The organism is Cerasibacillus quisquiliarum (genome assembly GCF_014202495.1).
GTDB classification, from domain to species: Bacteria; Bacillota; Bacilli; order Bacillales; family Amphibacillaceae; genus Cerasibacillus; species Cerasibacillus quisquiliarum.
Genome location: NZ_JACHHA010000015.1, coordinates 1 through 14,675 on the forward strand (window position 1 = coordinate 1; position 14,675 = coordinate 14,675).

The window sequence follows — 14,675 nt, forward strand, 5'->3', positions numbered from 1 at the left end:
TACTCAAATAACCATAAAAAGGCGTGGGGCCTACACTTTTTTAGTGTAAGCTCCCACGCCTTAGTTTTTATTTACTGGGGTTTTGTCCCAGCCTCATTTTGTTTGGAATTTTATTCTAAATAATTTAATCTTATTATTATAATTTAAATAATTAAAGAGTCAATCTTATTATCATTTCATGGACATATCTTCGTTTAATCATTACAATTAATTTCAGGAAAATGTGTTCAATCGAACATAAAATTAATAGCAAACGGTTCAATGATGATACTTGTAAAATGATTGTGGAGTCATATCGATATCGCTCGTCAATTCGTTAAAGATTTAAGTTATGAATATGGTTATCATTTATGCAAATTTATTGAAAGAAATGGAAGATTTCTACATTTGGAGTGTCATATTTCCAAAACAAATTCATTGTTCAATTTAATATGGAAAGACGGGCGGGCAATCGAGTGTGTTTGTATAAACTGTCTAAGCCTAAAAAGTCTTATATGCAAAGGTTTCATATCAAGGCCAAACAGTTTTATATCAAATAACATTCAACTATTGAAATCTTCATTGTACAAAAGAAGTAGATTCACGCACTTCATCTTCATACTTTTTATCTAAGGAGCAATCATATGTGGTTTATATTTGCAATACTAACAGCCTTAGCATGGGGCGGTGCGAACCTTTTTTATAAGAAAGGAACAGATAGTAACGACCCGTATAGTCACTTAAAAATTGTGACGATGGTTGGATTAGTGATGGGACTTCATGCGGTCGTCTATATGATCGTAAAAGATATTACATTTGATCCATTTGATATGGTCAGGTATTTTCCCGTATCAGCAATGTATATCTTATCAATGACAATCGGATATGTCGGGTTACGATATATTGAATTATCGATTGCAGCACCAGTACAAAATTCATCTGGTGCTGTTAGTGCAATTCTTCTATTCATTTTCTTCCCTAGAGAAATGAATCCCATTGATATTGCTGGAATCATTATCGTTACTGCGGGCGTCATTGGCCTTGCCATTTTAGAAAGACGCGATGAAGAAAGACAATTACATGCACAAAATGTCGTTATTGATAAAAAATATCAAATCAGTTTTTTAGCCATAACGTTCCCGATTCTTTATAGTCTAATTGATGGGCTTGGTACATTTGCAGACGGTATCTATCTCGATGAACTTAAATTAATTAGTGAAGATTCGGCACTACTCGCTTATGAGTTTACTTTTCTTATTTGTGCTATTCTTTCATATGTTTATGTAAAACTAATTAAAAAGCAAGATTTCAAGATTTTTCAAGAGAAGGATAAAGGTTACGCTGCGATTCTTGAGACGGTCGGTCAATTTTTCTATGTCTTTGCCATGGCAAGTAATGCGATTATTGCCGCACCACTTATTGCAGCACACGGTATTTTTTCCGTTATTTTATCTCGCATTTTCCTGAAGGAAATTTTAACTAAAAAGCAGTACATTATGATAGGGATTGTTATGCTTGGTATTATTTTGCTAGGAATTACCGAGGGAATGTAGATATATGTCTAACATTAAAGGGAGTAGCTGGTGGCTCTCCCTTATCTCTTCCTTTTATCCGAGTAATATAAATGATAGTGATTTCAACGATAACAGTATGACTATTTTTGAACATTACCCTTTCTTCTGCTATTTCTTTTCAAAATTAATCGTTACACCGTTAATCCTTAATTTCTGTCCTTCTTCTAATTGAATCGTACTTTTTGGTTGAACATTTTCACTACTAATCACTTCAAAAACCCGCGGTTCCTTTCCAGATTCAAATAGTTGTAAATAACCTAACCCATAATCACCGGAAAATGTATAATTCCCTGGTTCTATATCTACACCCACTTCCCATATACCAGGATTTAATTCAGTTTTCATCTCCGTTTCAATCGGTTCAATCATAACAGAGTTAAAACCACTCATTCGGATCATATAATCTTCTTTAATATCAACAGTTATTTTCTCCGGCATATATGAGATTATTTCACGAAATAATAGTGTTTCATCTGAATCGTAAACATAGAACACACCAGCAACTTGGGCATATACATCATACCGACCTGTTGGCATACGATAATCTTTGTCTTCGGTATATTCAAGCATAAGTGGCTCAGTATCAGCTATTTTGCGATCAATCGATGTATAGATTTCATCACTGATATCACCGATGATAGCCTCTTTTTCCCCACCAAAAAGTGAAAGACGTTTATAAACTCCCTGAAGACCATCTGTATATTGCCAATCGTGTGTTGTGTATTCCGTTTGCACAAATGGATGGTGAAGAAAGAAGTTTGTGGATGGAACGCTTAATGACCTATGCTTATCAAAGCTTAACCGTCGGACCACTAGGGACGTATGAGTATTATGAAAGATATTATCTTGACGAAGAGTAATTGTAACGGGGGTGGCTTCAGGAATGCGAATCATTATAGCAGTACATGTTGTTTTTTGTTAGTAGGTTGTATCGGTTCCAATACGCAAGTATCTACAGATAAAATAACACATTACCGTGAAAACTATGTCGATTCTGTCCAAATAGAATCACCATCAAAGCAAGCACAGAAACAATAAGCCATATCATCATATAACGATAATCGATTGAAGATTGGTCAATTTGTATGGCTGTCTCACCTGAAAGAACTGACGCAAAATCAACGAATTTAATCGGATATAAGAGCCCCATATTCAATCCCGCAGCCTGTAACAAATCTGCTAAGGCAAATAATCCAAGCCCAAATAACACATTCGCATACATATTTTTAAAGAAAATGTTCATAAGAATGGATAAACATAAAACCATGAGAATAATGACTAACATCGCAAGTAACACATATAGTAGATATTTGCTTCTTGGAATGACCTCATAACCATCACGTGTATATACCGTCATAGGATAGGAGAAGTCTCCCCACCCTGCTTCTTTATTAGAAAAATAAATCCCGGCTATCAACCCACCTGTTAAACAGGCTGAAATATAAAGAAAGTAAATACTTATTTTACTAACCATTTTTTTACAAACGGAATCGGCATGCCGTTCATAATAGAGCGATGTTTACTTTCATAGACTAACATGTCACTTCCATACAATAGAAGAACGAGATAGAGCCATATACCGCTTAATAATTGAAGAGCTGTCATTATGAATTGACTCGTTTCAAACGGATTATTCGGGATAGGCAAATCATTTTCCTCTAAATATTGCAGAAACGCGATTTCATTTGAAATGTCCTCCTTCGATTGCCAAAATCAAAATACGTTTGTGGAAAATAGCTAAGATCAAACCCTAATAACTCTCTTTTATCCCGTGCAAAATAATACGTCTCAGATAGTAAAATAAGTGAACTCATGAATAAAACAACCCATTCATTTTTAAATAACAAACTGAAAATCATATTTAATCTAGTAAATAAGTAAATAAGAATGGAGATAAAGATAAATGCGATTATTAAAAATGTTGCAATTGGCATCATGTCATATTCATAATAAAAGTGTTCCTCATTGAGGCCAGTCATAATTGGAACTTTAAATGACCATGTACCGAATCCATATGTCATGGAAAGGAGCGAGGTTGCTAACAGCATAAATATAATTAATACGACAGTCGTATAAACAAAAGCTGCTATCGTTTTAGTATTGATAAATCTATACCAATTAATAGGCACCCCTTGAAGAACAGAAATGTTTTCTCGATCACGCACTAACATATTATTGCTAAAGTAAATGGCGCAAAAAATGATGAGATATATTACAAAATTTGTCAGTGCATGTTGTAATGTTTGTAAAGCTGTTTTTCCTTCAATCATATGAAGCGTTACAGACACATCATCTTTAATGAAATGTTCATAAACCAGTTGTTTCTTATCGAAGTAATGGGCGCGGTCCTTATATGGAGAGGGAGAATCCTCGAATAGTTTTGATTCATCTGATAAACTTTCCCAATATTTACCGGAATATAGGTAATGTTCGCGTAAAATGATATACCGCCAATAATCTCCTTTTTCAAAAGCCCGAAGCATCTTGCTTTGAAGTGATAAATAATAACTTATATCTGTAAAATAGGAACGTTGTGTCATACTAGAAAAACCAGTTTTCACGAAAATCCATAGAGTGCCTGATATCTTCAACTTTGTAGCTTTTTTCATCAATATCAAATGTTTCCGTAGATTCTGTTGCTGGAAGAATGATAAAAACATAACTGCACAATAGAATGAATAAAAAAGCAATAAATAAGATGTTTTTCTTACTATTCATTAGCCATTTCATTTCATGTTTGATTAAATATAAATTCATTTTCATACCCCTCTTTGCATCTTATCTCTTATTAAAAGGGTTCATATATACTTAATAAGTTAATTGGGTCTGTATGAGGAGCGTTTTACTAATATTCGTATGCAGCCGGGATTAAGTTATCCCTTATTTTTGCAGTCATCCATGAGAGAGAACGCTTTTCGTATATTATTACTATTGTATTAGTTCTAACTACTTGTCCATTAATGTACTAGAGGGTCTGTAATTCGTAAAGATTTTTCTGTAATTTTCAAAAAAACAACTAAGTAAATTCACTCAACACTCAGCAACATATGTATGTATTGCTGACATTTCTATTCATTGTTCTCTTCTAATGTGAATCGTTTATAATAAAAAAACCGCTACACTAGCACAAGACGGTATTAATTTTGACCTTCAAATACGACAATGTGCACAAACACCTGAACAATGAGAACGATTATATGATTCCATTCAAAAAGTCGACAAAATAACAGAACTTAGCGAAATAAAGAGTGCTTTTCTTAATGCGACAGCAACAAAAGAGCAGTTGCCTAAAGAGTTACAGGAAAACTTGATTGAACTTGGGGAAGAAACGTTTAGATATTTTATCAACCTAATGATTCATTACGAAAGTATTTTCTACGGTCTAAAGGCTCTGATTTACGGTATTCCTTTAAGCATTGGTGTCATGTTACTCATGTTTTATTCATTACAACATTCCTTCTCATATAAATTTGAACTGCCATGGCTCAATCTAGTCGCAGTCGTTATTGGCATCTTTATCATTATCGGCTCTGCAATGCTTTATGCCAGTTCAAAAGTTAAAAAGGCAAACATTATTGACGCTTTAAAACAGGAAAATATTTAGTTTTGGAGACGAGCATGTTCATCATGTTCGTTTTTTCCATAGTTGTTTTCAATAATGGCCAATGAGCTTTTTAATTTACTTGGAATATTATTTCCCTTCTGGCCGTTGTCGTGGTGTGACATTCATAATAAAATAGCCAATGATAAGAATCAATATGACGAGTGAGTAGAACAATGTTTTCATCGCATCATCATGCTCGACAATGATTTGCCGAATCATTGCAGTAATACCAATGTATAGAAAATAGCGCATTGGAAAGTGATAATTTTCTCTAAAGTACTTGACGATCATGGAAATGAATTCAAAATATAGGAAGAAGATTAATATATTTGCTAAATAAAGGTTATAGTCAGCTTTTTCATTAGCAAGGAGAATATGGCTAAAATCAATCAGTTCCATAATTAAGAGAAAGGACATAATAATGGCTAGGATGACTAATGATACATTTAAAATGATTTGTAAGATGTTAGGGAGCATGTTTAAAAAGATGTGGTATCTCTTCTTTAAAATGTCCATATTAGGCAGCACCTCTTTTAAGTGGAATTCCTAGGAACAGTTAAATCATAACATAGTTGCTATTTACTAAGCTATGGTGAACAATCGAACAAATGGGCAAATTATTTACCTTGACCTTTACGTAGCGTATAGGTTTAACATAATAGATGTCAGGAGGGGTATTTATGGAATACACCGTTAGTCAATTAGCAGAGCTATCTGGTGTGAGTGGTCGTACACTTCGCTATTATGATCAAATTGGATTACTTAAGCCAGCCAAGGTGAATGAGTCTGGTTATCGTATTTATAGTGAAGAAGAGGTTGACTTATTGCAGCAAATTCTCTTTTTTAGAGAGTTAAATATTAGTTTACGGGAAATTAAGGACATTATTCACCAGCCAGACTTCAATCAAATAGATGCTTTAAGACGACATTATGACCACTTATTGAAAAAGCGGTCCCGTCTTGACCAAATCATTGCAACTGTCGAAAGAACAATTGCTAGTAAAGAAAGGGATGTACCGATGAAAGACAATGAAAAGTTTTCGGGTTTTAAAAAGCAATTAATTGATGAAAATGAACAGAAATATGGAAAAGAAATACGTGAGAAATATGGTGATGCTACCGTGGATGCAAGTCATGCGAAGATGATAAATATGTCACAAGAAGATTACCGGAACTGGACAAAACTAGGTGAAGAAATTATGGTGTTGTTACCGAAAGCTCGCCAAACTAATGACCCTGCTTCAGAAATAGCTCTTGAGCTTGCTCGTAAACATAAAGATTGGCTCATGTACACATGGTCGAATTATTCTAAAGAAGCGCATGCCAATTTAGCTGATATGTATGTTGCAGATGAACGATTCGCAGCTTATTATAATCAGTATGTTGCCGGCGGGGCTGGATTTTTACGCGATGCGATCAAGCATTTTTTAGAAGTGAAGTAATGGTTTTTGATATGATATTATCTTTTTGTTTTGATGTGGAATCGGGGTTTGGGGTATGCTATCAAGGTTTCAATAACTAATATCTTCTATTCTGTATGGAGTCAGGGGAAATTACAATTGCGTGCGAAGTACAGGCTTCCACTCCGCATGGATTCAGGAGAAACACCAATTCCATACGGAGTACAGACTTCTACTCCGCACGGGTTCAGGAGAAATAGCAATTCCATACGGAGTACAGGATTCCACTCTGCATGGATTCAGGAGAAATATCAATTCCATGCGGGGTACAGGCTCCCACTCCGCACGGATTTAGGAAAAATACCAGTTCCATACGGAGTACAGGCTCCCACTCCGCACGGGTTCAGGAAAAATTACGATTCCATACGGAGTACAGGCTCCCACTCCGCATGGATTCAGGAGAAATATCAATTCCATGCGGGGTACAGGCTCCCACTCCGCATGGATTCAGGAGAAATATCAATTCCATGCGGGGTACAGGCTCCCACTCCGCACGGATTCAGGAAAAATTACGATTCCATACGGAGTACAGGCAGCTACTTTTCTAGTAGGACTCATTTAAGAGCTCTATTTCATATAATATTATCCCCCACCCTGTATAAGATGAGAATTGGAGTTAATTACGATTTATACAAATTATAGAGGAAATTCTTCTTTTAGAATGCTATACATTTTGATATCACGATGTTTTCCTTTAACGAACATCGCTTTTCTTAACGTACCCTCGCATGCCATCCCACTTTTTTGCATCACACGTTCGGAACCTATATTCTCAGCAAGACACTTTGCTTGAATACGAACTAAATCCATATGCTTAAAACCAAAACGCACCAATGCATGTACCGCTTCAGTCATGATTCCTTTTCCCCAATATGGTTCAGACAGAACATAGCCAATCTCGGCTGTTTGATGTTGGGGTTGCCACCATACAAAATCAACCGTACCTATAAACCGACCATTTTCTTTGTATTCAATTCCCCATGGGGCAACTTGATGAGCGGCATAACATTTCAATATATATTCAATAAAAGCTTTCGTATCCGCTTTTGTTTGATGTCGTTCCCAAAAAACATACTGAGCCACTTTTTCATTTGAGCCATAAGTATACATATCATCCAAATCCGTCATGGTAACTTTTCTTAAATAAAGCCGTTCTGTTTCGTTAATAGGCAGTTCACGATAAATATCTTCTATTTTCACAACTTCACACCCATACAAATATTTTGTTTATTCTAAGAGATGGTAAAATATTTTTCTAGCTAAAAGAGAGCAACTCAATGATTTAGCAACCTGGCTTGTTTATTTATTCCTTTCAATTCGCTGTAACGCTAACGGTAACAAACGATGAAAATCACTGGCAACCATGCTCGTTTCACTGTATTTTTCACTCCATATATTAGCACACAGGCCATGAACATAGACTGCATTTTTTACAGCATCTCGATAATTATCATGAGTTGCAAGCATGCTGACAATCATTCCAGTTAGAACATCACCACTACCACCTTTTGCCAAGCCGCTATTCCCTGTTGGATTAATATATGTTTCACCATCTGGAAAGGCAATGACTGTATATTTTCCTTTTAAAACAACGGTCACATGATGATGCATCGCATAATGACGGGCAAGTTCGATACGGTTGGCCTGAATCTCTTCAATTGATAATCCTGTTAATCGACTAAATTCTCCTGGATGTGGAGTCAAAATAACAGGACCTTTCGCCTTCCAATTATTTCGTTTTTGAATGGCGCCTGCATCAACAACGAGTGGGATACCACTCTCCATTAAAACTTCTGTTGCTTTTTTGACGGATTCTGATGCCTCAATTCCCGGCCCAATCCCGGCTGCAACGATTTTTTCTGGAATATGTCCTTGGCAAATCCGTTCTAAGCCATTCAATAAAAAGGTCGCTTCAGGTACAGTTGATGCAATAACTGATGCCACACGATCTGTCGTTGCCATCACTAATTTTCCAGTGCCTGAACGAATCGCTCCAATTGCTGCAAGAACGGCACTTCCTGGCATATGATCCGTCCCAGCGACAATTAGACTTGTACCGAATGTTCCTTTATGACTTGTTACTTCTCGATTCGGAAATGTCGCTCTAACACTTTCTTTGGATATAATGGATAAATCACTACCTTGCTTCAACCCAACAGACACGCTCTCGGTTTTGCCAAAGTATGTTCCAGATGGCAATAAAAATGTTGATCGTTTGACACCGTGTAATGAAAACGAATAGTCCGCTAAAAACGCCTCACCGTCTGGAACATGTCCATGATCAGCTTGAACGCCTGTCGGGATATCGACTGCAATGCGTAAAGCATCTTGCTCGTTACTCCATGAAACGACTTGTTTAACATTCTCCCTTAAAGGTAATGTCGTCCCTATGCCTAACAAACAATCAATAATGACATCGTATACTTGATTCGGGTTCCATTCATCGACCTTTTCATCTTGCATAAAGTAATAATCCAAATGTTGCTTAGCTGTTTCGGTTTTCGGTCTTCCAAGCGGGAAAACGAGTGACACGTTGTAACCAGCCATACGTAGATAGCGGCTCAACACAATCCCGTCACCACCATTATTTCCACGTCCGCTTAAAATAATGATACGATCATCTTTTTTAATCAACGGCTTCATTTTATGAAATAATTCACGTCCTGCAATTTCCATTAATGAAAATAATGAAAAGCCTTGCTCTAATGCTTGTTGATCAATTTGATGAATCTCATCTGCTCGGTAAATATACATGAAATCACCCTTGTTTTTAATGTAAATATTTAGGTGTAATGGCTAAAATATTGTTATATTTATTTTAACATACGAATCATTTACCCCTAGCATCTTATTAAATAAACAGTTAACTTTAGTTTAATAAGTTGCATTTCAAACTGAAAACCACAAACCATGACTTTTAAAGAAGGACCACCAAATCCTAAGCATAAGCTCCACGAAGAAGTCAAAGATTTTGTTATGCATGCTAGGTTAAATTTTAGACATGGATGGGAATGTTCATCTTTTTTATTTATTGCTGATATTTATTGCACTATACAACACTTAATTAGAAATGGTATAATTAAATTACAAAATTAAGGAGTGAAATAAATGAATATTCTAAATAAGTATATCAAGGCAACGAATACCCACAATTTCAATGAGGTAAAAAAGTTACTTCACCCGAAGGCAGTCTATTTTTTTAGTAATAAGACTTGTTCGACGCATGAAGAAATACAGGAATTCTTTGAACACACCTGGTCTGTGATTGAAAATGAAAATTATGCAGCACAGGATGTGATATGGTTACATGCTGGAACTGAATCAGCAACTTGTACTTATACATATTGTTATGAAGGCTATATTAATGGAAAATATGCGAGTGGACAAGGTCGAGCCACAAATGTTTTTTTGAAAGAGTCAGGTGAATGGTTATTAATTCATGAACACTTAAGTCCTTTACCTAAATAGTTGTTAATCCTCTGTCGAGTTATGGGCTAAAGTTAAATATGATGAAATCCTGAAGATATAAGAGATAATTTTTAAACAGCTTGTGAAGCTACAAGAAACGTTATGGAGTTGGGAAACTGACAGACAAATTTGGAGTGGAATGGAAATTTAGCCATGAAGGAAACGAAGAAAATTACTGGCATTACTTCATTTTTTAAATAGTGGGGCAAGGAGAAACGTTATTCCTTGTCCCGTTATTAGTCATTTATTCTTAGTGCATAAACCTATTAACACCAATTGACATGAAGGTAGCGATCCGACTACACTAACAGCAAACCATCTAAATCTAGAATTTCTATTTTTCTTTGACCTTTTTGTTTAATATAGCCTTTTTCTTCAAATTGGCTGAATCTACGACTTAATGTTTCAGGAGTTGTTCCTAAATAAGACGCCAAATCCTTTTTACTCATTGGAAGTTCAAATTCGTGAGTCATCACATCACCTTGACGATCTAAACATTCAGCAAGAAAAAGAGCGATTCTTGTTTCTACTTTTTCTGTTGCGAAGCGAGTCGTTTGTTTTTCAGCTGTTTCCAGTCTGTTTGCAAATTCATTCAATATTTCCAGGGAAATTGTCGGATATTTTAATAATAGTTGATGCAAATTCTGTCGTTGAATCATACATATCTCTGTGTCAACCATTGCCTCAGCATAGGCCTCATGAACCGAGTCTTGAAATAATGCTAGTTCCCCTGTAAAATCGCCAGGTAACAGAATCCGAATGAGTTGCTCTTTTCCTTCTTCTGTCAACCGATATATTTTTATTTGGCCTTGATGGACAATATACAAGGCATCCGATTCATCTTCAGCATGGTATAAGATTTCTCCTTTTTTTAAAGAAACACTTTGAACAACACGCATAACCTCATCCATCTGTTCTTGGGCTAGATGATTAAATATCGGGACGATCGACACACATGCCTCTTGATCATGATGTGAACAAATATGTTTTTTTTCCATATAAACACCTCTTTTTCTTTATAGAACGACCTCATCCGTTTCTAACGTACCACTATTTTTAAGTTTCTTTTTATCACGCTTAAATGCCATCAAACGCATCCCATTTAAAATAACGACTAACACACTTGCTTCATGGATAAACATACCCGACGCTAAATGAACGGTACCATTTAATACACCGATCAAGAGGAGTACAACGGTCCCAACAGCGATCCAAATATTTTGCTTCATATTACGCATACTTGCCTTTGATAAAGAAAAAGCATGAGAAAATTGTTTTAATTGGTCAGCCATTAAAACGACATCGGCTGTTTCCATTGATATGTCAGTCCCACCTTCACCCATGGCAACCCCGATATCAGCTGTTGCTATCGCTGGCGCATCATTAACACCATCACCTGCCATGGCTACTACATGACCTTCATCCTTTAATCGCTTTACATATTCAACTTTGTCTTCCGGCAGTAATTCGGCATCGTACGCATCTAAACCTAATTTTTCAGCAACAAGTCTTGCTGTATATTCATTATCCCCTGTAAGCATCATGATTTTCTTGACCCCATTTTGCCGCATTTCGGATATAGCTTCTTTGGCATCATCACGAATCTCATCAGCGATAGAAATAATTGCTTTTATCTCACCTTCTACTGCTACAAAAATGGCCGTATTCCCTTGCTTTTCTCTGTCGACGGCAACGTTTTCTATTTCTTGAGTGATAGCAATGTTTTCCTTCTCCATCAATTTTCGGTTACCGATTACAAATAATCGCCCATCAACGGTAGCTCTAATCCCGTTTCCTTTAATTACTTCGCCTTCATCTACATCTCCTGATATATCTAGCCCTCGTTTTTTCGCCGCCTGGACAATCGTTCTTCCTAAATGATGTTCAGAAATCAATTCTGCCCGTGCAATGTCTTTGAATAATTCTTCTGGGTCTTCTGTTCCAAATACGTGATAGTCTGTTACCTCTGGCTTACCTTTCGTTAATGTTCCCGTCTTATCAAATACGACTGTATCTACTTTAGAGAAGTTATCCATCGCTTCTCCACCTTTAATCAATATACCATGTTTTGCCCCATTACCAATCCCAACAACATTCGACACAGGTGCACCGATAACGAGAGCCCCAGGACAAGCTATAACAAGAAACGTAATCGCAATGTGCAAATCACGCGTTAATAGATAAACGAGAAGCGATAAACCGACAACACCTGGTGTATAAATAGCCGCAAATTTATTTAAAAACTTCTCGGTTTTTGATTTAGATTCTTGCGCCTCTTCAACGAGCTCAATAATCTTAGCAAAAGTCGTGTCATCGCCTACTTTTTCAGCAATCAATTCGACATAACCACTATCGACAATCGTACCACTAAATACAGCATCTTTCATTTTTTTACGAACAGGGATCGATTCACCTGTAATTGCTGCTTCGTTAATGGAAGCCTCACCAGCAATAATTTCGCCATCAACTGGAATCTTCCCACCCGCATGAACAATTAATCGTTCACCTTGATTAACTTCTTCAGCAGGAATCGTCTCATGGACACCATTTCGAATCACAGTCGCTTCCTGTGGCGCCATATCAACGAGTTCTTTTAAGGAAGAACGTGTTTTTTCTAATGTGCGTCCTTCTAAATAGTCACCAAACATAAATAAAAACGTCACAACAGCAGATTCAACAAACTCTTGAATAAAAAGTGCCCCAATAACAGCAATCGTCACGAGTAATTCGATGCTAAAAGCTTTCATTTTTAGCGCCTGATACGCCTTTAAAGCAATGGGAACACCCGCTACCACAGTAGCTAAAATAAGTGCGATATTTTTAAAGTCCCCACCAATCAAAAACGCCGATACAATTAAGATAAACGAAATAAGGGTTATTTGGTTTTTATATCTGTTAATAAATAGTTGCATCCTCACCACTTCCTTTCTATCTTCATCATAAAAGGTCCTGGCAAATAAAGAATTGACCACCGTCAAGTTTTGTGTTTAAGATGCTCTACCCGTTACGGTTCTCGCTGTTCCCATGAGTTCGCATCGGGTAGAGCGCCATACTCGTTACATCTCCGCTATTTTCTCAACTTCGCGTCAAATGTCGAGCTCATTCGACTTGCTCCGATTTTAAAAACAAAAACTGGAGCGCCCACTAGTTAAATAACATTTGACAGCTCCAGTTGTTAAATTATGAAACCTTTGTGCCTTTCACAGTGTATCCAAGCTTTTCGATAATCGTTTCTAATTCACCATGTTCAACGACCTTTTCATCGAACTCTGCTTTTACTTTACTTGAGTTAAAGAGTACTTTTACCATATCAACACCGTCTTGATTTGTTAATGCTGTTTCTATTTTTTTAACACAAGTTGGGCATGTTAACGGTTCTAATTGAAAGACTGCTTTTGTCATGTTTTATTCCTCCTTGTTTTGTTCTATCTTTATCTTATCGTCTTTCTTAAAAATAAAAATTGACGTAGGTCAAGTTTGAATAATAATTTTTCAAACAAAGTGAGATGAATCACAGACTTTTTTAAAAAGCTCTATTATGATTATGTTAATGATAATGATGGAAGGGACTTAAATGATATTTACAGCTGAACATACACCAGCAGATATTATGAAAACATTTCCACAGGCCAGTGATTTGTTTCAAAAGCATCGCATTGATTTTTGCTGTGGCGGTGGTAAGCCACTGATAAAAACATTTCCTGAGCGTTATCTTGATGGGGAAGCGATTTTATCTGAGTTAAATCATGCTTATACAGAATGGAATAAACAGGATCATGACGTTATTGATGGGGAGCAAGTGCCATTATCAAAACTTGTCGATCATATTATCAATACACATCATGCCTATTTAAAGCAGGAGCTTCCAGCATTAGGTGAATTTGTTACAAAGATTTTCCGAGTTCACAGCACAAACAACCCTCATTTAAGAGAATTATATCATGTGTATCATGAGTTCAAAGTTGAAATGGAAGAACATTCGATTAAATTGCTTCATCAATTCACCTCTATATCACCATAATTATATTCAATAAAAACGTTCTGTTTATCGATAATTTTATTATACATACGATACATTTCCCACCCTATATTTCTATAATATTCTTCAACACTTTTCATATTTCCCTCTTATATAATAGAATATAAAATATAAGGAGTGATTTTATGAAAAAAGGATGGTTTATTATTACTGTCGGAATTATCATCATGTTAGTTTTACTAAGTTTTTTATTAAAAGGCACGACTCATCCCTCTCCAGATACACGCATAATCTTAGAACGTCATTATAAGACATATATTGCACCACCTTGCTTTGAACAATCTGATCCTGAACCTACGAATTTTTTAGATGAAACGAGTCTGGAAGCAGCTAAAGCAATGAATTTTGCTCCACATGACGCCTGCACCGAAGAAATGCTTCAGGGGGAAAAAGAAGCTTGGATTATTTCATTATTGAAAAATAACGGCATTTTATCTAGTAAATGGGATGATTGGTAATGATATCTTTGTATAACATTAATCATTAAACTATTAATTTTTTCTATATTAAACGATATAATGGTATTAATCGTCATCATATAGGGGGGCTTC

17 protein-coding genes are annotated in these 14,675 nt (G+C 36.0%); 6 read left to right on the forward strand and 11 right to left on the reverse strand.

Annotated features, from left to right (window positions below):
* The first annotated feature begins 623 nt into the window (after positions 1–623).
* Entirely contained in the window at positions 624–1,532 is a 909-nt protein-coding gene (locus HNQ35_RS12205) for an EamA family transporter (RefSeq protein WP_146938528.1), read from the forward strand.
* Positions 1,533–1,661: 129 nt separating this feature from the next.
* Here HNQ35_RS12205 and HNQ35_RS12210 read toward each other — a convergent pair whose 3' ends face one another.
* The 5 genes from HNQ35_RS12210 to HNQ35_RS12230 form a co-directional block, all read right to left on the reverse strand.
* Complete coding sequence (locus HNQ35_RS12210) at positions 1,662–2,288, reverse strand: hypothetical protein (protein ID WP_146938527.1); 627 nt, start codon at positions 2,286–2,288, stop codon at positions 1,662–1,664.
* Between the two features lie 217 nt (positions 2,289–2,505).
* Positions 2,506–2,970 carry a hypothetical protein gene (locus tag HNQ35_RS12215; protein WP_146938526.1) on the reverse strand — a complete coding sequence of 155 codons (465 nt, stop codon included), beginning with the start codon at positions 2,968–2,970 and terminating at the stop codon, positions 2,506–2,508.
* Between the two features lie 41 nt (positions 2,971–3,011).
* A complete protein-coding gene (locus tag HNQ35_RS12220) occupies positions 3,012–3,200 on the reverse strand; it encodes a hypothetical protein (protein WP_146938525.1) in 189 nt (62 codons plus the stop codon).
* 11 nt (positions 3,201–3,211) lie between these two features.
* Positions 3,212–4,093: a hypothetical protein gene (locus HNQ35_RS12225; protein ID WP_146938524.1), complete on the reverse strand. Its 882-nt coding sequence runs from the start codon at positions 4,091–4,093 to the stop codon at positions 3,212–3,214.
* Between the two features lies 1 nt (position 4,094).
* A complete protein-coding gene (locus HNQ35_RS12230) occupies positions 4,095–4,310 on the reverse strand; it encodes a hypothetical protein (RefSeq protein ID WP_146938523.1) in 216 nt (71 codons plus the stop codon).
* A 550-nt stretch (positions 4,311–4,860) separates the two neighbouring features.
* On the opposite strand from HNQ35_RS12230, the gene HNQ35_RS12235 reads away from it, so the two are divergent.
* Positions 4,861–5,157 carry an FtsX-like permease family protein gene (locus HNQ35_RS12235; RefSeq protein WP_170226722.1) on the forward strand — a complete coding sequence of 99 codons (297 nt, stop codon included), beginning with the start codon at positions 4,861–4,863 and terminating at the stop codon, positions 5,155–5,157.
* A gap of 87 nt (positions 5,158–5,244) precedes the next feature.
* On the opposite strand, the gene psiE is transcribed toward HNQ35_RS12235, so the two are convergent.
* Positions 5,245–5,673 carry a phosphate-starvation-inducible protein PsiE gene (psiE, locus tag HNQ35_RS12240; RefSeq protein WP_146938521.1) on the reverse strand — a complete coding sequence of 143 codons (429 nt, stop codon included), beginning with the start codon at positions 5,671–5,673 and terminating at the stop codon, positions 5,245–5,247.
* A 164-nt stretch (positions 5,674–5,837) separates the two neighbouring features.
* Between psiE and HNQ35_RS12245 the strand changes: the two genes are divergently transcribed.
* Complete coding sequence (locus tag HNQ35_RS12245) at positions 5,838–6,599, forward strand: MerR family transcriptional regulator (RefSeq protein WP_146938520.1); 762 nt, start codon at positions 5,838–5,840, stop codon at positions 6,597–6,599.
* 654 nt (positions 6,600–7,253) lie between these two features.
* On the opposite strand, the gene HNQ35_RS12250 is transcribed toward HNQ35_RS12245, so the two are convergent.
* Positions 7,254–7,817: a GNAT family N-acetyltransferase gene (locus HNQ35_RS12250; RefSeq protein WP_146938515.1), complete on the reverse strand. Its 564-nt coding sequence runs from the start codon at positions 7,815–7,817 to the stop codon at positions 7,254–7,256.
* A 99-nt stretch (positions 7,818–7,916) separates the two neighbouring features.
* A complete protein-coding gene (locus HNQ35_RS12255) occupies positions 7,917–9,371 on the reverse strand; it encodes an NAD(P)H-hydrate dehydratase (RefSeq protein ID WP_146938514.1) in 1,455 nt (484 codons plus the stop codon).
* 354 nt (positions 9,372–9,725) lie between these two features.
* Between HNQ35_RS12255 and HNQ35_RS12260 the strand changes: the two genes are divergently transcribed.
* Positions 9,726–10,085 carry a YybH family protein gene (locus HNQ35_RS12260; protein WP_146938513.1) on the forward strand — a complete coding sequence of 120 codons (360 nt, stop codon included), beginning with the start codon at positions 9,726–9,728 and terminating at the stop codon, positions 10,083–10,085.
* Positions 10,086–10,384: 299 nt separating this feature from the next.
* Here HNQ35_RS12260 and HNQ35_RS12265 read toward each other — a convergent pair whose 3' ends face one another.
* The 3 genes from HNQ35_RS12265 to HNQ35_RS12275 form a co-directional block, all read right to left on the reverse strand.
* A complete protein-coding gene (locus tag HNQ35_RS12265) occupies positions 10,385–11,083 on the reverse strand; it encodes a Crp/Fnr family transcriptional regulator (protein ID WP_146938512.1) in 699 nt (232 codons plus the stop codon).
* An 18-nt stretch (positions 11,084–11,101) separates the two neighbouring features.
* The gene (locus HNQ35_RS12270; RefSeq protein ID WP_146938511.1) at positions 11,102–12,997 is read right to left on the reverse strand and encodes a heavy metal translocating P-type ATPase; all 1,896 of its coding nucleotides are present in this window, start codon (positions 12,995–12,997) and stop codon (positions 11,102–11,104) included.
* Positions 12,998–13,265: 268 nt separating this feature from the next.
* Positions 13,266–13,487, reverse strand: coding sequence for a heavy-metal-associated domain-containing protein (locus HNQ35_RS12275; RefSeq protein WP_146938510.1), 222 nt, complete (start codon positions 13,485–13,487; stop codon positions 13,266–13,268).
* Positions 13,488–13,659: 172 nt separating this feature from the next.
* On the opposite strand from HNQ35_RS12275, the gene HNQ35_RS12280 reads away from it, so the two are divergent.
* Together HNQ35_RS12280 and HNQ35_RS12285 are read left to right on the forward strand one after the other, a co-directional pair.
* Positions 13,660–14,106, forward strand: a complete 447-nt coding sequence (locus HNQ35_RS12280) for a DUF542 domain-containing protein (protein WP_146938509.1) — start codon at positions 13,660–13,662, stop codon at positions 14,104–14,106.
* 143 nt (positions 14,107–14,249) lie between these two features.
* Positions 14,250–14,582, forward strand: a complete 333-nt coding sequence (locus tag HNQ35_RS12285) for a hypothetical protein (RefSeq protein ID WP_146938508.1) — start codon at positions 14,250–14,252, stop codon at positions 14,580–14,582.
* The last annotated feature ends 93 nt before the right edge of the window (positions 14,583–14,675 follow it).

Excerpts from the sequence above, each read along its gene's own strand:
- HNQ35_RS12225 (WP_146938524.1), bottom strand. The coding sequence starts at position 4,093 with ATGACACAACGTTCCTATTTTACAGATATAAGTTATTATTTATCACTT.
- HNQ35_RS12230 (WP_146938523.1), bottom strand. The coding sequence starts at position 4,310 with ATGAATTTATATTTAATCAAACATGAAATGAAATGGCTAATGAATAGT.
- HNQ35_RS12205 (WP_146938528.1), top strand. The coding sequence starts at position 624 with ATGTGGTTTATATTTGCAATACTAACAGCCTTAGCATGGGGCGGTGCG.
- HNQ35_RS12270 (WP_146938511.1), bottom strand. The coding sequence starts at position 12,997 with ATGCAACTATTTATTAACAGATATAAAAACCAAATAACCCTTATTTCG.
- HNQ35_RS12260 (WP_146938513.1), top strand. The coding sequence starts at position 9,726 with ATGAATATTCTAAATAAGTATATCAAGGCAACGAATACCCACAATTTC.
- psiE (WP_146938521.1), bottom strand. The coding sequence starts at position 5,673 with ATGGACATTTTAAAGAAGAGATACCACATCTTTTTAAACATGCTCCCT.
- HNQ35_RS12265 (WP_146938512.1), bottom strand. The coding sequence starts at position 11,083 with ATGGAAAAAAAACATATTTGTTCACATCATGATCAAGAGGCATGTGTG.
- HNQ35_RS12285 (WP_146938508.1), top strand. The coding sequence starts at position 14,250 with ATGAAAAAAGGATGGTTTATTATTACTGTCGGAATTATCATCATGTTA.
- HNQ35_RS12280 (WP_146938509.1), top strand. The coding sequence starts at position 13,660 with ATGATATTTACAGCTGAACATACACCAGCAGATATTATGAAAACATTT.
- HNQ35_RS12255 (WP_146938514.1), bottom strand. The coding sequence starts at position 9,371 with ATGTATATTTACCGAGCAGATGAGATTCATCAAATTGATCAACAAGCA.
- HNQ35_RS12275 (WP_146938510.1), bottom strand. The coding sequence starts at position 13,487 with ATGACAAAAGCAGTCTTTCAATTAGAACCGTTAACATGCCCAACTTGT.
- HNQ35_RS12245 (WP_146938520.1), top strand. The coding sequence starts at position 5,838 with ATGGAATACACCGTTAGTCAATTAGCAGAGCTATCTGGTGTGAGTGGT.